Annotated in this window: 24 protein-coding genes; 12 read left to right on the plus strand and 12 right to left on the minus strand. The window is 67.6% G+C overall.

Going from position 1 to position 19,483, the window contains the following annotated elements; genetic code table 11:
* Window positions 1-158: 158 nt before the first annotated feature.
* Window positions 159-821 carry a GNAT family N-acetyltransferase gene (locus Q6A47_RS20320; RefSeq protein ID WP_116889339.1) on the minus strand — a complete coding sequence of 221 codons (663 nt, stop codon included), beginning with the start codon at window positions 819-821 and terminating at the stop codon, window positions 159-161.
* Entirely contained in the window at window positions 818-1,354 is a 537-nt protein-coding gene (locus tag Q6A47_RS20325) for an RNA polymerase sigma factor (RefSeq protein WP_029611911.1), read from the minus strand. Before Q6A47_RS20325 ends, Q6A47_RS20320 begins: the two co-directional genes overlap by 4 nt.
* Before the next feature lie 305 nt (window positions 1,355-1,659).
* Between Q6A47_RS20325 and sctW the strand changes: the two genes are divergently transcribed.
* From sctW to Q6A47_RS20385, 12 genes are all read left to right on the plus strand, one after another.
* Entirely contained in the window at window positions 1,660-2,796 is a 1,137-nt protein-coding gene (gene sctW, locus Q6A47_RS20330) for a type III secretion system gatekeeper subunit SctW (protein ID WP_304485199.1), read from the plus strand.
* On the plus strand, window positions 2,793-4,880 hold the full coding sequence (gene sctV, locus Q6A47_RS20335; protein WP_304485200.1) for a type III secretion system export apparatus subunit SctV: 2,088 nt from the start codon (window positions 2,793-2,795) through the stop codon (window positions 4,878-4,880). Before sctW ends, sctV begins: the two co-directional genes overlap by 4 nt.
* 85 nt (window positions 4,881-4,965) lie before the next feature.
* Window positions 4,966-5,856, plus strand: a complete 891-nt coding sequence (locus Q6A47_RS20340; protein WP_304485201.1) for an FHA domain-containing protein — start codon at window positions 4,966-4,968, stop codon at window positions 5,854-5,856.
* Window positions 5,856-7,214 (plus strand): FliI/YscN family ATPase, encoded by a 1,359-nt coding sequence (locus Q6A47_RS20345; RefSeq protein WP_304485202.1) that lies wholly within the window; start codon window positions 5,856-5,858, stop codon window positions 7,212-7,214. The genes Q6A47_RS20340 and Q6A47_RS20345 overlap by 1 nt, the downstream gene beginning before the upstream one ends.
* Window positions 7,201-7,620 (plus strand): type III secretion system stalk subunit SctO, encoded by a 420-nt coding sequence (gene sctO / locus Q6A47_RS20350; RefSeq protein WP_304485203.1) that lies wholly within the window; start codon window positions 7,201-7,203, stop codon window positions 7,618-7,620. Before Q6A47_RS20345 ends, sctO begins: the two co-directional genes overlap by 14 nt.
* On the plus strand, window positions 7,613-8,176 hold the full coding sequence (locus tag Q6A47_RS20355; protein ID WP_304485204.1) for a type III secretion protein: 564 nt from the start codon (window positions 7,613-7,615) through the stop codon (window positions 8,174-8,176). The genes sctO and Q6A47_RS20355 overlap by 8 nt, the downstream gene beginning before the upstream one ends.
* A 1-nt stretch (window position 8,177) precedes the next feature.
* Window positions 8,178-9,290 carry a type III secretion system cytoplasmic ring protein SctQ gene (gene sctQ / locus Q6A47_RS20360; protein ID WP_304485205.1) on the plus strand — a complete coding sequence of 371 codons (1,113 nt, stop codon included), beginning with the start codon at window positions 8,178-8,180 and terminating at the stop codon, window positions 9,288-9,290.
* Window positions 9,287-9,940, plus strand: coding sequence for a type III secretion system export apparatus subunit SctR (sctR, locus tag Q6A47_RS20365; protein ID WP_029613974.1), 654 nt, complete (start codon window positions 9,287-9,289; stop codon window positions 9,938-9,940). Before sctQ ends, sctR begins: the two co-directional genes overlap by 4 nt.
* Window positions 9,941-9,949: 9 nt before the next feature.
* Window positions 9,950-10,204 carry a type III secretion system export apparatus subunit SctS gene (sctS, locus tag Q6A47_RS20370; protein WP_029613975.1) on the plus strand — a complete coding sequence of 85 codons (255 nt, stop codon included), beginning with the start codon at window positions 9,950-9,952 and terminating at the stop codon, window positions 10,202-10,204.
* On the plus strand, window positions 10,204-11,001 hold the full coding sequence (gene sctT, locus Q6A47_RS20375) for a type III secretion system export apparatus subunit SctT (protein WP_304485206.1): 798 nt from the start codon (window positions 10,204-10,206) through the stop codon (window positions 10,999-11,001). The genes sctS and sctT overlap by 1 nt, the downstream gene beginning before the upstream one ends.
* A gap of 14 nt (window positions 11,002-11,015) precedes the next feature.
* Window positions 11,016-12,116: a type III secretion system export apparatus subunit SctU gene (gene sctU / locus Q6A47_RS20380; protein ID WP_039580522.1), complete on the plus strand. Its 1,101-nt coding sequence runs from the start codon at window positions 11,016-11,018 to the stop codon at window positions 12,114-12,116.
* A 186-nt stretch (window positions 12,117-12,302) separates the two neighbouring features.
* Window positions 12,303-12,743 carry a type III effector gene (locus tag Q6A47_RS20385; protein ID WP_304485207.1) on the plus strand — a complete coding sequence of 147 codons (441 nt, stop codon included), beginning with the start codon at window positions 12,303-12,305 and terminating at the stop codon, window positions 12,741-12,743.
* A gap of 57 nt (window positions 12,744-12,800) precedes the next feature.
* Here the strand turns inward: Q6A47_RS20385 and Q6A47_RS20390 are convergent, their stop codons facing one another.
* The 10 genes from Q6A47_RS20390 to sctI form a co-directional block, all read right to left on the minus strand.
* Window positions 12,801-13,250 carry a type III secretion system chaperone gene (locus Q6A47_RS20390; protein ID WP_304485208.1) on the minus strand — a complete coding sequence of 150 codons (450 nt, stop codon included), beginning with the start codon at window positions 13,248-13,250 and terminating at the stop codon, window positions 12,801-12,803.
* A gap of 8 nt (window positions 13,251-13,258) precedes the next feature.
* Window positions 13,259-13,636 (minus strand): hypothetical protein, encoded by a 378-nt coding sequence (locus Q6A47_RS20395; protein ID WP_029613980.1) that lies wholly within the window; start codon window positions 13,634-13,636, stop codon window positions 13,259-13,261.
* A 6-nt stretch (window positions 13,637-13,642) separates the two neighbouring features.
* Entirely contained in the window at window positions 13,643-13,852 is a 210-nt protein-coding gene (hrpT, locus tag Q6A47_RS20400; protein WP_029613981.1) for an HrpT family type III secretion system protein, read from the minus strand.
* Complete coding sequence (sctC, locus tag Q6A47_RS20405; protein ID WP_304485209.1) at window positions 13,849-15,978, minus strand: type III secretion system outer membrane ring subunit SctC; 2,130 nt, start codon at window positions 15,976-15,978, stop codon at window positions 13,849-13,851. Before sctC ends, hrpT begins: the two co-directional genes overlap by 4 nt.
* On the minus strand, window positions 15,971-16,408 hold the full coding sequence (locus Q6A47_RS20410; protein ID WP_304485210.1) for a type III secretion system chaperone: 438 nt from the start codon (window positions 16,406-16,408) through the stop codon (window positions 15,971-15,973). The genes sctC and Q6A47_RS20410 overlap by 8 nt, the downstream gene beginning before the upstream one ends.
* Window positions 16,395-16,619 carry a type III secretion protein gene (locus Q6A47_RS20415; RefSeq protein WP_039580508.1) on the minus strand — a complete coding sequence of 75 codons (225 nt, stop codon included), beginning with the start codon at window positions 16,617-16,619 and terminating at the stop codon, window positions 16,395-16,397. Before Q6A47_RS20415 ends, Q6A47_RS20410 begins: the two co-directional genes overlap by 14 nt.
* Before the next feature lie 432 nt (window positions 16,620-17,051).
* Window positions 17,052-17,648: a type III secretion system stator protein SctL gene (sctL, locus tag Q6A47_RS20420; RefSeq protein WP_304485211.1), complete on the minus strand. Its 597-nt coding sequence runs from the start codon at window positions 17,646-17,648 to the stop codon at window positions 17,052-17,054.
* On the minus strand, window positions 17,626-18,219 hold the full coding sequence (locus Q6A47_RS20425; protein ID WP_304485212.1) for a type III secretion protein: 594 nt from the start codon (window positions 18,217-18,219) through the stop codon (window positions 17,626-17,628). Before Q6A47_RS20425 ends, sctL begins: the two co-directional genes overlap by 23 nt.
* On the minus strand, window positions 18,216-19,091 hold the full coding sequence (sctJ, locus tag Q6A47_RS20430; RefSeq protein WP_039580501.1) for a type III secretion system inner membrane ring lipoprotein SctJ: 876 nt from the start codon (window positions 19,089-19,091) through the stop codon (window positions 18,216-18,218). The genes Q6A47_RS20425 and sctJ overlap by 4 nt, the downstream gene beginning before the upstream one ends.
* Window positions 19,092-19,105: 14 nt before the next feature.
* Entirely contained in the window at window positions 19,106-19,477 is a 372-nt protein-coding gene (gene sctI / locus Q6A47_RS20435) for a type III secretion system inner rod subunit SctI (RefSeq protein WP_304485213.1), read from the minus strand.
* Window positions 19,478-19,483 lie beyond the last annotated feature (6 nt).

Here is a 19,483-nt window from a genome sequence, read left to right on the forward strand (position 1 = left end):
GCCTTGTGTCGCGATTGGACCGCGAAGCGGTCCCGAGGATGGCAGCGGTTAAGTAGAAAACCTGGGACCGCTGCGCGCTCCAATCGCGGCACAAGGCCGCTCCCACGAGGGCGTGCGAGATTGCAGGAATTGAGCCGGACAGTGACTCGAACTAGGCTTCAGCGCGGGCTGTCGGGTCCTGCACTGGCTGCCCTTGGGGGCGGGGGTGTCGCGCGATCACGGATCAAGCCCGTGCCATCCGCCCGACAAGCCTGCTCCACACGCACACCGGAGTCTGTAGAAGTTTCCGAGGTCAGGTGCAGCCCGTAGAGCACCACATCCGCACGCAGCTCGGCGAAGCGGGCGATGCCAGGAAAGCGCCCCCATTGCGCGGCCCCCAGCCCTTGCACGCCACGTTTGCTCGCCGCGTTATGCTCGATGATCCAGGCCACCAGCGTCTCGAAGCCGTAGCGTCGGGCCAGCACCACCGCGGCCTGGCCGAGGCGTATGCCTACACCGCTGCCGACGTGGTCGTGGCGCACGTAGATCGACACCTCGCCGGTCAGCCGGCACGCCTGGGCGCCCCAACTGAAGCGATTGACGATCAGCCAGGCGACCACCTCGCCGCCGCGTTCGAGCACATAGATCGGATCGCCCTCCTTGACGAAGCAGTCGACGAAGAAGGTCATTTCCTCCAGGGAAAACGCTCTGAGCACGGGGGAGCTGGTGCCCCCCAGAGCGCTTTCGTTGAAGATCGCGGTCATCGTCGGCAGGTCCTCGGGCGTGTAGCGACGCACCCCAGGGGGCAGCTCGGAGCGACTGTTCAAACGGTTGGCGATCATGCGCGAGCCTCCCCGAACACACTGCGCTTGAGGTGTTCGCGGGCCCGGAACAGGCGCGAGCGCACGGTGCCGATCGGCACGCCCAGGCGCTCGGCGGCGTCGCGGTAGCTGCTCTCGGTGTCCACGGCGGTCAACAGGGTTTCGCGCATTTCCTTGGGCAGCGCGTCCATGGCCGTCAGCGTGCGGTCCAGCAGTCGATGATGGTCGCACTGCTCGCCCAGGTCGATGTCGTCACTCATTTCGTGGCATTCGCTTTCATCGAAGGCGCACAGCGGCGGCTGCGCGTAGTACCGGCGGAAATGGTTGCGGATCAGATTCAAGGCGATGCCGCACAGCCAGGTGTCCGGCTTGGCCAGCCCTTTGAATTTCTCCTGATTGCGCCAGGCCTCCAGGTACGTGAGCTGGATCAGGTCATCGGCGTCGTCCTGGTTGAGCACGCGTTTCTGGATGAACAGACGCAGCTTGCGCTGCTCGCCGAAGGTGATGCCGGGCGCGGACGTGTTCTGGGTTGACGCGAAGTTCAGACAAGCCATCAGTAAATCCCTCTGATAGGTGCATAACGTCGATCCGATGTCGACAAGCCCTATCAGCAGAACCTGTGCCAAACCCAAATTACTCAATAAGCAACTGATAAATAACGATTTTGTTTTTACGGTTGCATACGGTTCGTGCAGGCCGCTGCACAGGCCAGCCCAGCGCTACTGCAAGAATTTGCACCGCCCGGCCGCGTAAAAATGCCCGCCATCGCCATCCGGCGAAAGGCGCTGAAAAAGCCGTTGGGGAGGATGGAACCGAACGCCGAAGTGCTGCCACCCACTGAGCATCCGAAACCACGCTCATGGTCATCATGAAAGTAGAAGCGCCGAGACATATGCGCAGTGCCGTGCCACTGGCCCAGGCCGTTTCGGCCTTGGCGCAACTGAGCACGCCAGCGCCAACGCAGCAGGCCGTGCAGTCCAGTTCGATGGAGGAGGTCGGCATGACCTTCAGCCATCACGTGGAGCGCAGCACCAAGGCCCTGAGCCAGCGGCGCATTCGCAGTGCGCGTAAAGAGGTGGGCCAGACCCGGATCGAAACGCGCGAGCGCCTGGAAGAGTGGTACGACCAGCTCGGTCATCCCGGCAAGCTGAGCCTGAGCGCCATGGCCGCCCAGGTCGGCGCCTTGCTCTACGGCGAGCCGGTGCTCGAAGACCTGGTGCAGGCCAGCGGCGCAGATCCGGCCCGCACCGACCTGATCCTGCAGCAGGTGCTGCGCGAGGCCGAGGCGCAAGGGCGCAAGGTCGAAGCCCAGCGCGCCCGCGACTACCTGCAACGGCTGCGTGAGCAATATGGCGCGCAGATCCAGGCCGGCATGAACATCGCCGAGGCCTTGCGCGCCGCTGGCGGCGACCCCGAGTTGCGCCAGGCCGTGCGCCGCCTTTACTACGACACCGTGGTGCTCAAGCAGTCGCTGCCGAGCATGATGCAGGCGCTGCTCGGCCTGTTCGGCGAAACCGCGTTCGTCTCCGGCCTGGACATGATGCGCCGCGCCCTGGCCGACGACATCGCCGCGCAGACCCCGTCGAGCCCCACCGCCAAGCTGCGGGCATTGCTGATCGGCCTGGCCGTCTCCACTCAACTGGGCAGCGTGCTGCACAGCTGCCGGCAATTGCTGGAGCAGTTGGCCGACGGTTGCCCGGCCAGTCAGCTCACGGCGGTGCTGTTGCTGCAGCGCCTGCTCGGGATGGCGGCCAGTGGTGTGTCGGCGGCCGAAGTGCGCCGCATAGGCCGTGAACTTGGTGGCGAACAGGAGCGCGATCAACTGGTGTCGCTCAACGGCCTGTACGCCATGCTCAAGCGCCTGCCGCTGGCGCTCTGGCGCGACGGCAAGAGCCGCCAGAGTGCGCTGAAGACGGTGCTGGTGCTGCTCGATGAGCGCTCCCGTGGCGAAACGCGCGGACAGACCGCCGCCCCGATCAAAGGTGTGTTCGCATGATCGCCCTGTTGAACCGCGCTGCGGGCGCGGCGGTGCGGCGCATCGAAGTGGCCGGTGCATTCGTGGTGCTGGGCATCGTGTTCATGCTGATCCTGCCGTTGCCCACCTCGGTGGTCGACGTGCTGATCGCCATCAACATCTGCATCTCCTGCCTGCTGATCGTGCTGTCGTTGTACCTGCCGCGCCCGCTGGCCTTTTCCTCATTCCCGGCCGTGCTGCTGCTGACCACCTTGTTCCGTCTGGCGCTCTCTGTGGCCACCACCCGGTTGATCCTGCTCCAGGGCGACGCCGGGCATATCGTCGAGGCGTTCGGCAACTTCGTGGTCGGCGGCAACCTGGCCGTGGGCCTGGTGATCTTCCTGATCCTCACCGTGGTCAACTTCCTGGTCATTACCAAAGGCTCCGAGCGCGTGGCCGAGGTGGCCGCCCGTTTTACCCTGGACGCGTTGCCGGGCAAGCAGATGTCCATCGACAGCGACCTGCGCGCCAACCTGATCGATGTCAGCGAAGCCCGTCGCCGCCGCGAAGAGCTGAACAAGGAAAGCCAGCTGTTCGGCGCGATGGACGGGGCGATGAAGTTCGTCAAGGGCGACGCCATCGCCGGCCTGGTGATCGTGGTGATCAACCTGATCGGCGGCTTCTCCGTGGGCATGATGCAGCACGACATGGGCGCCGCCGAATCGATGCACCTGTATTCGGTGCTGACCATCGGCGACGGCCTCATCGCGCAGATTCCTGCACTGCTGATTTCCCTCACCGCCGGCATGATCATCACCCGTGTATCGCCGGAGGGGCAGCCGGCCGGCAGCAGCATCGGCAAGGAGATCGCCAGCCAGTTGACCGCCGAGCCCAAGGCCTGGGTGATCGCCTCGGTGGGCATGCTGGGCTTCGCTGCGCTGCCCGGCATGCCGACGCTGGTGTTCATCGTCATCGCCCTGATCACCGGCAGCGCCGGGGTCGTCCAGCTGTATGCCCGCGCCCGGCAGGCGCGCCAGGGCGACGACGCGCCCACGGCGGTGGCGCCCGAGGACAACGGTGCCGAGGACCTGCGCAGCTTCGACCCGACCCGCGCCTACCTGTTGCAGTTCTCCGTGGCCATGCAGGGGCACCCGGCCACCGACGGGGCGATCCAGACCCTGCGCAAGAAACGCAATGGCCTGGTGGCCGGGTTCGGCCTGACCTTGCCGCCCTTCGAGATCGAATACAGCGCGCTGCTGGAGGACGACGAGTGTCGTTTCTGCGTGCACGAGGTGCCGATGTTGCGTGCCACCTTCGGCGAGCGCGTGGCCGTGGCGCGCGGGCCGCTGCCGTTCGAGCCGCGCCAGGCGCAGGTGGGCAGCGAGGTGCGCGACGAGCAGCAGTGGCTGTGGTTGCTGCCCGACGATCCGCTGTTGGCGCACGAGCAGGTGGAAGCGGTATCGGCCAGCGAACTGCTGGTGGAGCGCATGAGCCGCGCCATGTTCGCCACCGGCCCGCAGTTCCTGGGCTTGCAGGAAAGCAAGTCGATCCTCAGCTGGCTCGAAGCGGGCCAGCCAGAGCTGGTGCAGGAGTTGCAGCGGACCATGCCCTTGGCGCGCTTCGCCGCCGTGCTGCAACGCCTGGCTGGGGAGGGCGTGCCGCTGCGGGCGGTGCGTCTGATCGCCGAGTCGCTGATTGAGCACGGGCAACACGAACGCGACGTCGGCGCCCTGACCGACTACGCCCGCATCGCCCTGAAGTCGCAGATCTATCACCAGTACCGCGACGCCGAGGGCCTGCATGCCTGGCTGCTGACCCCGGAAAGCGAAACGCTGCTGCGCGAGGCGCTGCGCCAGACCCAGACGGAAACCTTCTTCGCCCTGGAAAGCGGGCACACCCGGGCATTGGTGCTGCAACTGCGCGAAGGCTTCCCCCTGCGCGCCAAGCGCGTGGCCGTGCTGCTGGTGGCCCAGGACCTGCGCGCGCCGCTGCGCGACTTGTTGCGCGACGAATTCAACCACGTCCCGGTGCTCGCCTACAGCGAGCTGCACAGCAACGCCCAGGTCAACGTCCTGGGCCGTTTCGACCTGGAGCAGGATCACTTGCAGGTGGAAGCGGCCGCCTGAGGGCCAGTCGCGTCACAAGACCATTGCATACAACGAAGGCAGGCGCTTGCGGGCGGCCTGCCGATAACAGGTGAGGAAATTGGCCATGTTCGAGCTGCGCGTTTTAAGTGGTCTGCACCGGGGTGCGGCGTTGCCCCTGGTGGGCGACGAATGGGTCGTGGGGGCGGCCGAGGAGGCCGATCTGGCGCTCTACGATCCTGGCATCTGCACCCGCCACGTGTGCCTGCAACGCAGCGATCAGCAGTGGCGGCTGGAACCGCTGGACGGCGCGGTGTGCGACGCCCAGGGCCAACCTTGGGCGCCGGCCCAGGCACTGCCGGTCGATGTGCCGTTTGCCGTCGCCGGCATCTGGCTGTGCCTCGCCTCGGCCGACCAGCCGTGGCCGCCGGAGGCCCTGGACAGTGCTGCGTCGGCGGCGGGCAGTGCGCTCAGCCCGAAAGCGGCGGCGCGGCCCTCGTGGTCCAGGCGCTTGGCCATCGCGGCGGCGGTGATTACCGTGGCCTCCAGTGCCTGGGCCTTCACCAGTCAACCGACCCCGCCCGTGGCCGTGAGCCCGACGCCGCCGCTCACGCGCAGCAAGGTGGCGCTGGACAGCGTGGCGACGGTGCGTCTGCAACTGGAGCGCATGCTCCAGGAGCGTGACCTGGCCACCCAGGTACGGGTCGAGTCGCAGGGCGATCGGCTGGTGCTGGTGGGCGAGTTGCCGCGCCAGCGCCTGGCGGTGGTCGAGCGCCTGCTGCAGCGCTTCCACGACCGCTATCAACCCTCGGTCGAGGTGCTGGCCAAGGTGCAGGAGCACCTCACGCAGTTGCCGTTCCAGATCGCCCAGATCGTCGGTGGCAAGCGTGGCCACGTGGTCACCTCCGACGGTCGCCGGCTGTTTCTCGGTGACCAGATCGATGGCTTGCGCCTGACCGCCATCGGCAACGACAAAGTGACCTTCGAAGGTGACCAGCGCTACGAGGTCACCTGGTGATGACACACGCCGCAGCGGCCCGTCTGCAGGCCTGGGAAACGGACCAGTACGCACGCCTGCAGCGCTTTTCGCCGGTCGCGGTGCGCGGACGGGTGCAACGGGTCAACGGCATCCTGCTGCAATGCCGCCTGCCCCAGGCGCAGATCGGCGATCTGTGCCAGGTCGAGCGCGATGCTCGTGAGCCGCTGCTGGCCGAGATCGTTGGCTTCGACCAGCACGACGCCTTGCTCAGTGCGCTCGGTGGCCTGGAAGGCGTGCGCGTTGGCGCGGCGGTGCAGCCGCTGGGCATGCCGCACCGGGTGCAGGTGGGGCCGCAGTTGCTGGGCCAGGTGCTCGATGGCTTTGGCCGGCCACTGCTCGACGGCGGTGTCGGGGCGTTCGCCGATGCGTCGGTGCTGCACGCCTCGGTGGTGATCGGCGAAGCGCCTGCGCCCACCGCTCGGCCGCGCATCCAGCACGCGCTGACCACCGGCGTTAGGGCGATCGACGGACCGCTCACCCTCGGCGAAGGCCAGCGCGTGGGTTTGTTCGCTGGTGCCGGTTGCGGCAAGACCACGCTGCTGGCCGAGATCGCCCGCAATGTCGAGTGCGACGTCATCGTGTTCGGCCTGATCGGCGAGCGCGGGCGCGAGCTGCGCGAATTCCTCGATCACGAACTCGACGACGAACTGCGTGCCCGCGCGGTGCTGGTGTGCGCCACCTCCGACCGCTCCAGCATGGAGCGCGCCCGCGCCGCGTTCACGGCGACGGCGTTGGCCGAGGGCTTTCGTGCCCAAGGCCAGCGCGTGCTGCTGCTGATCGATTCGCTGACGCGGTTCGCCCGTGCGCAGCGTGAAATCGGCCTGGCAGCCGGTGAGCCGCTGGGCCGCGGCGGCCTGCCACCGTCGGTCTACAGCCTGCTGCCGCGTCTGGTGGAACGGGCCGGGTTGAGCAACGACGGCGCCATCACCGCGCTGTACACCGTGCTGATCGAGCAGGACTCGATGAACGATCCGGTGGCCGACGAAGTGCGCTCCTTGCTCGACGGCCACATCGTGCTCTCGCGCACGCTCGCCGAGCGCGGTCACTACCCGGCCATCGACGTGCTGGCGAGCCTGTCGCGCACCCTGGTCAACGTGGCCGACGGCGAACACCTGCGGGCCGGCGTCAACCTGCGGCGGCTGCTGTCGGCCTACGACCAGATCGAGCTGATGCTGCGCCTGGGCGAGTACCAGGCTGGCGCCGACCCGCTGACCGACCTGGCCGTGGAGTCGCGCGCCGCGTTGGACGGCTTCCTGCGCCAGGACCTGCGCGAGCCGGAGCCGCTGCCCTCGACCCTCGCGCACCTGCAGCAGTTGACCGCCTATGTGCCGGGCTGACGTGCAAGCCCTGGTGCCGGTGCGTCGTCACCGCGAAGGCCAGGCCGAGCGGGCCTGGCGCCAGGCCCGTGAGCGGCTGCGCGAATGCGAAGCCGAAACCGCCGCCGCCCGCGCGCACTTGCAGACCGCCCGCGAGCGCCAGATGGCCGAGCGCGCGGCCTTGGGCGACGCGCATCGCGGGCGCGCGCTGAGCGTGGTCGAGTTGAACGCCTGGAGCACCCAGGAGCGCCGCCTGATCGGCGAGCTGGCCGAACACGCCCAACGCGTGCAGGCACTGGAGGCTGCCCAGGCACGTCAGGCCCAGGACACCGACGCGGCGCAGCAACGCCTGAGTGGACGGCGTCGCGACCTGGAAAAGCTCAAGGCACTGATGGCGCGCCTGGGGCAGGAGACCGGCGATGAATGAACGTCCCGTGATTCATGCACCGCTGCCTCGGCGTGAGCCGCCACCGGCACTGGGTCGCCCGCCGTTGCGCGGCGCCGAACCGGCGCCGGCCCAGGCGAGCCGGGTGGCGCGCTCGACTTCGCGCGACAACGCCCCCGGCGCCGAGCGCGATCCTGAAGCGTCGATCGCTCGCAGCGATGGCTACTGGTTCCGCCAATGGGTCGAGGCGGTGGACGGCGGTCTGCACCAGGACACCGCCGGGGCACATTCGCTCTCGGCCTCGACGGGCCTGGAGGGCAGCGAGGTGGAAGCGTTCGTCGATCAGCTCACGCCGCGCTTGCGCGCTACCCAAGACCTGCACTTGGACCTGCTGCTGCACCTGCCGCAGTTGGGACGGATCAAGGTGCTGGCACGACGGCAGGAGGCCGGGCCCGGCTGGGACATCGGCCTGAGCGGCGAGAACGAGACGGTACAGGCGCGCCTGGCGAGCCGCCGTGGCCACCTCGAAGACGCCTTGGCGCAGAGCCTGGGCCAACCGATCAGCGTGCAGGTGGCACGCATTGAAGAGGATTACTGACATGCGTGCCTGTGCACTGTCGCTGCCATCGGTCAGCGCTGATGAGGCCGCCGCCCGGCAGCGGCTGGGGGCGGGCGTCGAGTTGCCGTTCGAGGTGGCGGGCGAGGCGGGGGCGTTGACGCTGACCTTGGGCAACGGTCCCAGCGGCGCAGCGCCTGCGGTGTTCGCCTGTGCCCACGGGGCCTTCGCCCTGGGCGAGCCCGGCCCGGTGCTGAGCCTGTTCGGTGAGTGCCCGGTGGTGGTGCCCGCCGAGCCGGAGCCGGCTGACGACTGGTTCTGGTCGCTGTTCCATCAGGTGCTGAGCGCGCCGTTGCGCGAGGCCTTCGGGTTTCTCAAGCCCTTGGCCGCGAGCGAGGTCGAGGGCATTGCCTGCCGCCTCGACGTGCGCGTTGGCGATGCGCGCGTCGCCAGTCATCTGCGGCTGCCTGGGCAGACCCTGCTGGGCCTGCTCGACGCCGCCCCCTGGCAGCGCCAGGCCACGCCCTGGAGCGAAGGTTTCGGGGTGCGCGTGCCGCTGTTGCTCGGGCACCTGACGTTGCCCAGCGGTCAGCTCGCCGCCCTGCGTCCTGGCGACGTGGTGATTCCCGAGACCGCCCTGTTCGATTCAGCCGGCCACGGCCAGGTTCGCCTGGGCCGGCATTGCTTGCAGGTGCAGGCGCAGCAGCACCCCGCGCCGTTGCACCTGACCGTACTCGCGCTTGAGGAGACCGAGATGAACGACACCCCCGACACCGATATCCTGACGCCCGACTGGGACGACACCGCCCACTACGGCGCAGACGAGCAGGACGCCGGGGCCTTCGACCCGGCCAGCCTGGCCCAGACCGACAGCGCTGACGACGCCCAAGCCTCAGCAACTGAACAGCAGGCTGGGGCCGAGCACCCGGACCGCTTCGACGCGCTGCCGCTGGCGCTGACGGTGCGTTGCGGTCACCTGAACCTGACCTTGGGCGAGCTGCGTAACCTGGCCCCCGGCGCCGTGCTGCAGGTGCATGGCGTGGCGGCGGGGGCAGCCACCCTGTTCCATGGCGAACAGCCGCTGGCCCAGGGCGAGCTGGTGCAGATCGACGGCCGCCTGGGCCTGCAGATCGTGCGCATGGATGTGGCTGGATGAGCTTCCAGGGGGTCGACCCCTTCCTGCTGGCGCTGTTCATCGGCGGCATTTCCCTGGTGCCGCTGCTGCTGATCATCTGCAGCGCGTTCCTCAAGATCGCCATCGTGCTGACCATCGCGCGTAACGCCATCGGCGTGCAGCAGGTGCCACCGAACATGGCGCTGTACGCCATCGCCCTGGCGGCGACGCTGTTCATCATGGCGCCGGTCGGCCACAACGTGGCCGAAGCGCTCAAGGAGCGGCCGCTGGACTTCAGCCACAGCGAGGCGTTGCAGGAATCGGCCCTGAACGCGCTCAAGCCGCTGCAAGCCTTCATGTCGCGCAACACCAACCCGGACATCCTCACCCACCTGCTGGAGAACACCCAGCGCATGTGGCCCAAGGAGCGCGCCGAACAGGCCAGCCGCGACGACCTGATGCTGCTGATCCCGGCGTTCATGCTGTCGGAGCTGGAGGCGGGCTTTCAGATGGGCTTTCTCATCTACATCCCGTTCATCGTCATCGACCTGATCGTCTCCAACCTGCTGCTGGCGCTGGGCATGCAGATGGTGGCGCCGATGACCATCTCGTTGCCGCTCAAGCTGCTGATCTTCGTGCTTGCCCAGGGTTGGACGCAGTTACTGGACAGCCTTTTCTATTCCTACCTCTGAGGCCCGGCGATGGACGCGATGACGCTGTTCAAGGAAGGCATGTTGCTGGTGGTTCTGCTCTCGGCGCCGCCGTTGATCGTGGCGGTGCTGGTGGGGGTGCTGACCTCGCTGGTGCAGGCCCTGATGCAGATCCAGGACCAAACCCTGCCCTTCGGTATCAAGCTGGTGGCGGTGGGGCTGACCCTGCTGGTCACCGGCCGCTGGGTCGGCGGGGAACTGCTCGGCTTGCTGCGCCGGGCCTTTGAAATGATGGCCAACACCTGATGGCGAGCTCGGCGTTGCTGCCCTACTTCGACCTGCTGCTGTCGGTGGCGCTGGGCATGGCGCGCATCTACCCGGTGGCGTACCTGGTGCCGGTGTTCTGCTTTCAGCACCTGCGTGGTCTGCCGCGCCATGCCATCGTCTTCGCCCTGGCCATGTTGCCCGCCCCCGGCATCCGCCAGGCGCTGCTCGACGCCCAGGTCAACTGGCTGACCCTCGGCGGCCTGATGCTCAAGGAACTGATCCTGGGATTGTTGCTCGGGGTGCTGCTGGCGATGCCGTTCTGGCTGTACGAGTCGGTCGGCGCCTTGCTCGACAACCAGCGCGGGGCGTTGATCGGCGGTCAGTTGAACCCGTCGCTGGGCACCGACACCACGCCCCTGGGCCACCTGTTCAAGCAGATGACCATCCTGCTGCTGGTCGCCACCTTGGGCATCGGCACCTTGACCCAGGTGATCTGGGACAGCTACCTGGTCTGGTCGCCCACCACCTGGTTTCCGCTGCCCGGTGCCGAAGGCTTCGGCGTGTTCCTCGGCCTGCTCGGCGAGATGTTCATGCACATGCTGCTCTATGCCGCGCCGTTCATTGGCCTGCTGTTGCTGGTGGAAGCCAGCTTGGCGCTGTTGAGCCTGTACAGCCCGCAACTGCAGGTGTTCATCCTGGCCATGCCGGCCAAGAGCCTGATCGGCCTGGGTTTTCTGCTGTTCTACCTGCCCACGTTGTGGGACGCGATGACAGGCCGGCTGCTGCGCTATGGCGAAGTGCGGCATCTGCTCGACCTGCTGTTGCAGACGCCCTGACCCAGGACTGACCCATGAGCGAAGACAGTGGCGAAAAGACCAAGAGCGCAACGCCGAAGAAGATTCGCGATGCCCGCAACAAAGGCCAGGTCGGCCAGAGCCAGGACCTGAGCAGCCTGATGGTGCTGGCGGTGATCACCGAAGTGGCGTTGACCCTGGCCGAGGACAGCCTGCAGACGCTGCAAGACCTGGTGGCCTTCCCGCTGCACCGCCTGGCGGTGAACTTCACCCGCGCCCTGGAAGAAACCCTCGCCCATGCCGGCGGCGTGCTGCTCAGCTTCACCCTGATGACCGTGGGCCTGGCGATCGCCACGCGCCTGGTGGCGGGCTGGATACAGTTCGGTTTCCTGTTTTCCCCCGAGGCCCTGCGGCCAGACCCGAATCGCCTGAACCCGGTGAACCAGGCGCAGCAGATGTTTTCCGGGCAAGCGCTGATCAACCTGTTCATGGGGCTGGTCAAGGCGGTGTTCATCGCCGCCGTGCTGTACCTGGTCACGCTGCCGGCGCTCGGGGCGCTGGTCAGCCTGGTCAACAGCGACCTGCCCACCTACTGGCGCGGCCTGGCCAGCCTGTTCCGGCACATCATGCACACCTGCCTGGCGGTGTTGCTGGTGCTGGCCATCGTCGACTTCGGCCTGCAGAAGTACTTCTTCGCCAAGCGCCTGCGCATGAGCGAGGAAGAGGTGCGCAAGGAGTTCAAGGAAATGGAGGGCGACCCGCACGTCAAGATGCACCGCCGCAACCTGGCCCGGCAGTTGGTCGCACAATCCGCCGAGCCTGAGGCCAAGCCGGTGGAAGAGGCCGACATGCTGGTGGTCAACCCCACCCACTTCGCCGTCGCCCTGCGCTACCGACCCGAGGACGCGGCGCTGCCGCAGCTCATCGTCAAGGGCGTGGACGCCGAAGCCCGGGCGTTGATCGAGCGGGCCAAGGCGGCGCGGGTGCCGGTGATCCAGTGCATCTGGCTGGCGCGCACGATCTACCGTGAGGACGTCGGCGCATTCATCCCCCGCGAGACCCTCCAGGCTGTGGCGCATATCTACCGCGTGCTGCGCGAGCTCGACGATGAAGCCAAGGACGAGGTGATCGAGATTCCCGAGCTGGACCGGCGCTGAGCCGGTGGGTGGAACCGACCAACGCGGCGCTGCCACTCAGCAGAGGAGTCGGACCGCCTTTGCGCTGCCGACTCGGTGACCCCAACCACTCACTGGAGATTGTCCATGCCTCCTGATCCGAGCCTTGTCGGGCGCGCAGGTGCCCTGCACGGGGTGCATAGTCCCCCGTCATCCTCTTCACCCTCCTTGACTCAGCAACCCATCGAGGCCCAACACACGCGCAGCAGCCAGAGCCTGCAAGCGCGAGGGCGCTCGTCCTCGGCGCCGCCGGCGCTGCATCAGCGCGGTCGAACCCGCAGCCGAGATGACACCCGTGCGGCGCGGGCCAGGTCTCATTCGCCTGGGGCGCGGCCCCCGGCCGAGTCCGAGCGCACGACACCGCCGCCCGTACCCAGCTCGGAGCAGGCGCACCTGGACGACATGCAATCCCGTCAGCAGAAACTGATGGAGCAACAGTTCGCGATGCAGATCGGCATGGAGGAGCGCCAGGCGATGATGCTGCAAGTCAAGACCTCCGCGGACATGACCAAGCTGTTCGCCGATACGGTGAGCGAGGTCACCAACGGCTTCCTCGACAGTGCCAAGAAGGTCATGGAAAAAGGAGGCGAAGCGATGAAGCTGCGTTGACGTCCAGCGTTACCCTTGGCCCCGCCAGGTTCGCCTGGTGGGGCTTTTGCGCATGCCTCAACCCAGGCGTGTGCGGCCCATGGTCAGGCTCGCCGGGCGCGGCTCGACCGCCTTGGCCAGGTCGAGCAGGCGCGGGCGTACCTCGTTGACCTGGGCGACGAAACCGACCACCCAGTGGCAGAAGCGGGTCTCGTCCAGGCCCGACAATGCACTGTGCGCGCACAGGCGCACGCAGGCCTTGTCGTCCAGGGCCAGCCAACTGCCGCCGAGCAGGTCCAGGCGAAAGTTGAGCTCCAGCAGGCGCTTGTGCAGACCGGGGGCGTGGGCGGGCAGCTCGATGGCGCAATGCAGGATGGCCAGGTCGCTGTGCTCGGGCAGTTCGATGACCACCGCTTCGCGGTCGTGCGCGTCATACAGCGCGCACACGCCGTGCTCCAGGTGCAAGTCGGCGTGCAGGTGGTCGGCGAGGGCCGAGATCAAGCGTTGGGCAACGGCGTCGGCGGTCATGGTCAACCTCAATAGGTGGCGGGACGCTCGTCGAGGTCTTCCAGGCCCAGCAGCGACAGTTGCCGGGCTTGGAGGTCGTCGAGCAGCTCTGGGGTCAAAGGAACGTCCGGCAGCGCCTGCCACACCACCAGCGCGCGCTGCGGGTCGAGGAACACGTACAGGTGCGCGTAGTCCTGCGGGTGGGCGAAGCGCCGTTCCAGCGCTTGCTGGATCTGGTTGGCGCGCAGCACCTGGCTTTGCACTTGCAGCGCCAGCCCTACGCTGTGCGCCTCGCGGCGCAAGCCGAACTCGATGCCGGGGGCGATTTCCCAGTAGCTGGCAATGCCAGCGATGACGTTCTTCTGGAACGCCTGGCGCGTGCTTGCGCTGTGCACCGAAAAAGACATGCCGGGTCAGTTCTCCAGAGGGACGACGCTGTGGTCGAGAGGGTGTTCGGGGGTGCCGAGGCCGCCGCGCATGCCCGGCGCCCACCAGACCACGATCCGCCCGTGGTCGGGCTCGGCCCGTTCACAGGCCGCGCCCTGGCAGCCGGATCGGCTGGCGCAGCCGGCGAAGACCGGCAGACTCAGGAGTACGGCGAGCAGCAAGGGGGTGCGCTTCATGGGTTCAGCCTCGCAGTGGTGTGCAGCAGGGAGGGGCGTTCGTTGCCCGGCAGGCGAGCCGGCGGGTTCATGACCACGAACACTTCGGTTTCCTCGCCCGGCTCCAGCCAGACCTTCGGCCAGGCGGAGGCGGCAAGGGTCCAGCGGCTGCCGCAACTCGCTTCATCGAAACGCACGCGGCGCTGGCCCTCGTTGCGCACCACGCCCACGGCGATGCCGTAGTCGGGCCCGGCGAACCATTGCGCGCGCGCGGCATCCAGCGTCAATCCGGGCTGCAGGGCGCACAGCGTCTCGGGCGCGTAGGGAATCGACTCGGCTTGTTTGAACGAGGCCGGGATGTTGCCGTCGGCCAGGTGCGCCAGGACTTCGCTGACCTCCAGGCGCCCGACCGGACGCTTGCCGTTGCGCCGCTCTTCCACGCGGGCCATGGCGTTGTCCACCTGTTGGCGGTCGAGGCTGGAGATGTAGCGGGCCGGATCGACCTGGTCGCCGATCAGGCGTGGCGTGAGGATGAACACCCGCTCGCGGCGGCTGGTCTGGCGGGTGGTCGAGGAAAACAGCAGCGGCCCTACCAGTGGGATGCGCCCCAGCCACGGCACCCGTTCCAGGTTGTCGCCGGTTTCCTCGGTGTGGAAGCCGCCAACCACCAGCGAGCGGCTTTCGCCCATCACCGCCTGGGTGCTGACCACGCCACGGCGCACACTGGGCGTGCGCTGGCCGACGGCGGACGGTTCGATACGGCCGTCCTCGATGTCCAGGGCCATCTGGATCTGCTTGTGCCCGCCGGTCTCGATGGCGTGCGGCACCACCTGCAGGCTGGTGCCGGCGGTGATCGGCTCGATGTTGGCCACTCGCTCGCCAACGGCCGAGAGGTATTCGGTGCGGCTGAAGTCGATGACTGCCGGCTGGTTCTCCAAGGTCAGCACCGAGGGGTTGGCCACCACCGAGGCCAGGCCGCGGCCTTCCAGCGCGCGCAGTTGCGCGGCGAAGTCGCCGTAGTCCTGGATGAACACCGTCGAGCTGGCGCCGGGGCGCAGCATCGAGGCGCCGCCGATCAGGTCACCGCTTTCGACGTTCCAGTTGGCGGCCAGCTCGGCCAGTTGGGTGCGGTCGATGTCGAGGATGATCGCGTCGATTTCCACCAGCTTGCGCGGCACGTCCACGTCGCGGATCAGCGGGGTGTAGATTTCCCGGCGCTTGGGCGCGTCGTAGATGAGCACGGCGTTATTGCGCACGTCGGCTTCGACGCGGATCTTGCCACGGCTGCCGCCACTGCTCTGGCCAGGCTGCACGCGGCGGGTGTTAGGCTGGCCCATGCCACTGAAGGCCAACTGTTCGAGACTGCCCATGGCCATCGATTGATTGCCTTGCATGCCCTGCATGGACGCCTGGGGCAGGGCGGTTGGCGCCGCGCCGGTGGCCGAGCCGCGGTTTTCCAGCAGGCCCCGGAGAATGCTGGCGACCCCGGGGATGACCAGCGTCTCGCCGCGGTACTTGATGTTGCGGTCGGCGGCGCTGGCGTAGCGCAGCGGGAAACTGATGACTTCCTGCTTCTCCTCGGGCGTCTTGCGCGCCTTGGCGAACTGCGTCACCAGGCGCACGTAGCGTTCGGGGCCGGTGATCAGCACCACGCCTTCATCGGGCAATTCACCCCAGCCGAAACGCGGGTCCAGCAGACCGATATCGGTCAGCGCCTGTTTCATGTCCGGCCCGGCATCGGCGGACACCTCCAGGCGCCTGGAGCGCTGATTTTTCAGCGGGCTGACGTACAGGCTGCTGCCATACACGAACCACTGGAAGCGATTCTCCAGGCCCAGTCGGTCGAGGAACGCCTGGGGACTTTCCGCGCGCATCCGGCCCTGTACCGTGCCGGCAAGGGTGCCGTCGATCACCAACTGCACGCCGAAGGTGTTGGCGAAGTCGTCGAGGACCTTGGTCAGCGGTGTGTCCTGGGCGTCGTAGGCGTAGGGGGTGTTCTTCCAGTCGGTGGGGGCTGCCGCCTGGCTCGGCGTGGCCAGGCCAAGCGAGCCGGCTAGCAGCAACGCCAGCAACGCGGACGGTGCCTGGCGAAGGCGCGTGCTGTTCGCGGTAATCCAGCGGTACGGTCTGAACCACGGGTTAGGCATGTCGAAGTCCTGTTCCGAGAAAATGGGCGTGCGAGGGCCGTCGCGCCACCGGGGCCGCTGCACCGCGTGGCGCCTTGTGCAGCATCGATTGCCAGGTATCGCGCTGGTTGAGCAAGGTTTCGAGCAGCTCGACCAAGTCGTCGATGTGGGCGTCACGGGCCACCTGCGCCATCAGCCATAACCGGGCATCGTCGGGGCCGCGCGCCAGGGCGCCGGGAAAGCGCGACAGGCTTGGATGGGCCAGGCGCAGTACCTGCTCCAGGGACGCTCCTTGGGACACCTCGGTGGGCAGCTCGACCGACACCAGCAGCGCGTCGTCGAGGTGGGCGAAGGTGACTTCGCCGTCGTCGATGAGCAGCTTCAGGTGCTCGGGCTGTTCGGCGTCGGCGCTCCAGCGGATGAGCTGCGTGCGCAGCTCATGGCATTGCATCGATGATCGCCTTGGCGAGGTTGTGGTGCGCGGTGGTCTGTTGGGTGGCTGCCGTCACCGCGACCGACATGCCGTTCATGCTGGTGAGAAAGGTGTGCATATCGTCCAGCGACTGGGACTGCGCGGCGTTCATCGCGGCGTTGTTGACGTTGTCGGTGGCGCGCTGGAAGTAGCTGTCGAGGCGGCGCTGCAGGGCATCGATCGAGGACATGGACGGATTCTCCGGGCTTGGGCGTGTTCACCGGGTGAGTGGCGGTCAAGCCCAAGGTGGTTCCACTTGGGGGCGGAAAACCATCGACTGTTTTCCGGTGATCGTGTGTCGTGATCTGGGCCGTTGCAGGAGCGGCCTTGCGCCGTAAAGTCAGTCATCGCGGGCGTTCGGAACGATATCGGTCGCCTGGTTCACGGCCGCTGCGCGCCCGATCGCGACACAAGGCCGCTCCCACCAAGATTGCGCTCGCTTCACTTCTTGGGCACGGCATGCGACACCGGGTGATCGTGCATTGGCTGTTCATCCGCAGCGCATGATTTCCAGAGTCCAGCGTGGCTTTTGTGGGAGCGGCCTTGCGCCGCGATCGGGCGCGAAGCGGCCGTAAAGTCAGTCATCGCCGGCGTTCAGGATGATTGCGAGGCAAGGCGGTTCCTACAGAGGAACGGTGTTGGATGACGGCACCGGCACGCGCAGCGCTTGCACGGTGCTCGGCCAGTCGAGCAGGAAGGTGCCGGCGGGGGTCTGCAGCCTCAGTTGGTGACGGTCCATGCCGGCATCGGCCACCAGCGTCCAGGGCTGCGCGGCCGTGTTGCCGAGGCTCCGGGTCAGGTTCGTCAGATCGTCAGGATGACAGTGCAGGGTGGCACTGGCCGGCTCGCGCTGCCCGCTGGCCAACTGGCGCACCAGGGCGTCGATGCGCGCCGGTTCCGGCACCTCGTCCAGCAGCGTGCGCAGCGCCTCGTTGACCAGCCGTGCTGCGCTGGCTTCGATCTGCTCCCACATGGCCTGGCGCTGTGCTTCCCAGGCGGCGAGCGCGGCCTCGGCGTTTTCCCAGAACCGCGCCTGGGCGTCGAGCCGCTCGGCCTCGGCCAGGTCACGGGCCTGCTCGAGCACTTGCGCGGCTTGCTCCTGGGCCTGTTCGATGACCCGTTGCGCCCGACCGCAATCGACCAGGGTTTCGCGGGCGATGCAGGGTTGCAGCAGGCCTTGAGCGTTGGGGCGTAGTTCAAGCGAGCGACGGGCGAGCATCGGGTGTCTCCGTGTCGTGAGCGGGCGGGGTGATGGGCGCCGGGCGTTGCCCGGTCCTCCAGTAGACGGACTGCCACAGCGTGTCGAGCCTGGCGGCTGGCGGCTGCGGCGTCGCCCAGCGCTCGAGGGCCTCGACCCTGGCGCGGGGGAAGGCCAGGCGCGCGCGTTGCCAGGTCGGCTCACCCAGCCAGGCCCGCAGCAGCGCCAGAGAATCCTGGTCCGGTTCGAGCCAGTGTCCGGGGCGCAGCGCCTTGGCTGTGCGCTCGCACCAGGCGCGGTCCTGCGTCGACAACATCGGGGCTGCCGAGCGCGGTGAACAGGTGGCGGCCACCAGTTCGCAGGCCAGCGTCAAGGTGGCGGGCGTACACAGCAGGGCCTGCATCGCCGGGTTCGGTTCGGGCGGCATGCACGGCGTGATGCCCAAGCCCTTCGCCAGCGCGGCGTGGTGCCCACGGGCGAGGGCGTGCAACTGCGAGGTGCTCAGTCGGTCGAGGCCGGGTGGCTGCCAGTCGATGGCGGCCAGTTGCCAGGCGTGGTGCCACCAGTGAATCCAGGTCAGCGCCGCGCTCATGCAGCCGAGCCCTTGTCACGGGGGGCAGCGCCCGCGGGTTTCACGGCGAACAAGGTGGCTGCTGGATTGCCCGGTGCGGTGCCGGGGCGGGCGAGCTTCTGTTGCAGCGCGCGCGGCAGCGTCAGGGCACCTGTGCGCCACAGTCGGTAGAGCCCGTAGCCGACCCCCAGCAGCAGGCTCAGCAAGACGATGCCGGTCACGACCATGACCGTTCGCCAGTAGCCGACGTCTTCGGCCTTCATCAGGAACGGCCCGAACGGCGCCATCTCGCGCCGCTCCTGATAAGGCAACGTGGGCACGAACACCACCGACAACTTGCTGGTGTTATGCGCGGCGTCGGCCATGCCGGGGATGCCGCTGGCGATCAGGTTGCGCACCCGTGGCGTGATGCTGTCCGGGTCCAGCGCGCCGGTGTGCTTGATGAACACCGAGGCCGACGCCGGCTGCACCGGCTCACCGGGCGCGACCCGCTCCGGCAGGACCACGTGGACGCGGGCGAGCACCACGCCGTCGATCTGCGACAGGGTCGATTCGAGCTCCTGGGACAGCGCGTAGATGTAGCGCGCGCGTTCCTCCAACGGCGTGGAAATCACCCCTTCCTTGCGAAAGATATCGCCCAGGCTGGCGCGTGAGCGCCGTGGCAGGCCGGCCGCTTCGAGTACGCGCACAGCGCTGTTGAGGTCGGCAGGCGCGACCAGGACGCTCATGCCGTCCTTTTCCGTGCGTTTGCTGGCCTGGATGTCGTTGTCCGCCAGTTGCGCGATCACTTCATTGGCATCCTGCTCGGAGAGACGACTGTGCAGCGTCGAGCGCTCCTCGCAGGCGGTGAGCAGCAGGCACAGCAACAACGTCGAGCAGGCGCGCATGAACATGGCCGGCAATTCCTTCACTGGAGGTTGGTGAGTTTCTCGATGGCCTGGGAGCCCTTGCTGACCAGCTTGGCGGTCATCAGGCTTTCCAGGTGGAACGACGACAACGAGCGGTTCGACTGCAGCATGTCCTGCGGGTCGGCGGTGCGGATGGCCTTGACCAGATCACGGTTGGCTCGCTCGTCCAGACGCTGCAGTTCGCTGGAGCGGCTGGACAACGAGTCGATGATGCGGGCTGCGACGTTGTTCGGGTTGTCTGGCGCGGGCGGCTTCTCGCGCATCTGCGCACTGAACCAACTGACATCACTGGTCTCGGCGCTGGCCTGCGGCTTGGCGCCGGTCTTGCTGGTGGCGGCCAGTTGCTGGGTATCGACGGCTTGGATTTCCATGGGTGT

The sequence above is a fragment of the Pseudomonas boreofloridensis genome (genome assembly GCF_030580795.1).
Taxonomy (GTDB): Bacteria; Pseudomonadota; Gammaproteobacteria; order Pseudomonadales; family Pseudomonadaceae; genus Aquipseudomonas; species Aquipseudomonas boreofloridensis.

Excerpts from the sequence above, each read along its gene's own strand:
- Q6A47_RS20320 (WP_116889339.1), bottom strand. The coding sequence starts at position 821 with ATGATCGCCAACCGTTTGAACAGTCGCTCCGAGCTGCCCCCTGGGGTG.
- Q6A47_RS20325 (WP_029611911.1), bottom strand. The coding sequence starts at position 1,354 with ATGGCTTGTCTGAACTTCGCGTCAACCCAGAACACGTCCGCGCCCGGC.
- sctW (WP_304485199.1), top strand. The coding sequence starts at position 1,660 with ATGGTCATCATGAAAGTAGAAGCGCCGAGACATATGCGCAGTGCCGTG.
- sctV (WP_304485200.1), top strand. The coding sequence starts at position 2,793 with ATGATCGCCCTGTTGAACCGCGCTGCGGGCGCGGCGGTGCGGCGCATC.
- Q6A47_RS20340 (WP_304485201.1), top strand. The coding sequence starts at position 4,966 with ATGTTCGAGCTGCGCGTTTTAAGTGGTCTGCACCGGGGTGCGGCGTTG.
- Q6A47_RS20345 (WP_304485202.1), top strand. The coding sequence starts at position 5,856 with ATGACACACGCCGCAGCGGCCCGTCTGCAGGCCTGGGAAACGGACCAG.
- sctO (WP_304485203.1), top strand. The coding sequence starts at position 7,201 with ATGTGCCGGGCTGACGTGCAAGCCCTGGTGCCGGTGCGTCGTCACCGC.
- Q6A47_RS20355 (WP_304485204.1), top strand. The coding sequence starts at position 7,613 with ATGAATGAACGTCCCGTGATTCATGCACCGCTGCCTCGGCGTGAGCCG.
- sctQ (WP_304485205.1), top strand. The coding sequence starts at position 8,178 with ATGCGTGCCTGTGCACTGTCGCTGCCATCGGTCAGCGCTGATGAGGCC.
- sctR (WP_029613974.1), top strand. The coding sequence starts at position 9,287 with ATGAGCTTCCAGGGGGTCGACCCCTTCCTGCTGGCGCTGTTCATCGGC.
- sctS (WP_029613975.1), top strand. The coding sequence starts at position 9,950 with ATGGACGCGATGACGCTGTTCAAGGAAGGCATGTTGCTGGTGGTTCTG.
- sctT (WP_304485206.1), top strand. The coding sequence starts at position 10,204 with ATGGCGAGCTCGGCGTTGCTGCCCTACTTCGACCTGCTGCTGTCGGTG.
- sctU (WP_039580522.1), top strand. The coding sequence starts at position 11,016 with ATGAGCGAAGACAGTGGCGAAAAGACCAAGAGCGCAACGCCGAAGAAG.
- Q6A47_RS20390 (WP_304485208.1), bottom strand. The coding sequence starts at position 13,250 with ATGACCGCCGACGCCGTTGCCCAACGCTTGATCTCGGCCCTCGCCGAC.
- Q6A47_RS20395 (WP_029613980.1), bottom strand. The coding sequence starts at position 13,636 with ATGTCTTTTTCGGTGCACAGCGCAAGCACGCGCCAGGCGTTCCAGAAG.
- hrpT (WP_029613981.1), bottom strand. The coding sequence starts at position 13,852 with ATGAAGCGCACCCCCTTGCTGCTCGCCGTACTCCTGAGTCTGCCGGTC.
- sctC (WP_304485209.1), bottom strand. The coding sequence starts at position 15,978 with ATGCCTAACCCGTGGTTCAGACCGTACCGCTGGATTACCGCGAACAGC.
- Q6A47_RS20410 (WP_304485210.1), bottom strand. The coding sequence starts at position 16,408 with ATGCAATGCCATGAGCTGCGCACGCAGCTCATCCGCTGGAGCGCCGAC.
- Q6A47_RS20415 (WP_039580508.1), bottom strand. The coding sequence starts at position 16,619 with ATGTCCTCGATCGATGCCCTGCAGCGCCGCCTCGACAGCTACTTCCAG.
- sctL (WP_304485211.1), bottom strand. The coding sequence starts at position 17,648 with ATGCTCGCCCGTCGCTCGCTTGAACTACGCCCCAACGCTCAAGGCCTG.
- Q6A47_RS20425 (WP_304485212.1), bottom strand. The coding sequence starts at position 18,219 with ATGAGCGCGGCGCTGACCTGGATTCACTGGTGGCACCACGCCTGGCAA.
- sctJ (WP_039580501.1), bottom strand. The coding sequence starts at position 19,091 with ATGTTCATGCGCGCCTGCTCGACGTTGTTGCTGTGCCTGCTGCTCACC.
- sctI (WP_304485213.1), bottom strand. The coding sequence starts at position 19,477 with ATGGAAATCCAAGCCGTCGATACCCAGCAACTGGCCGCCACCAGCAAG.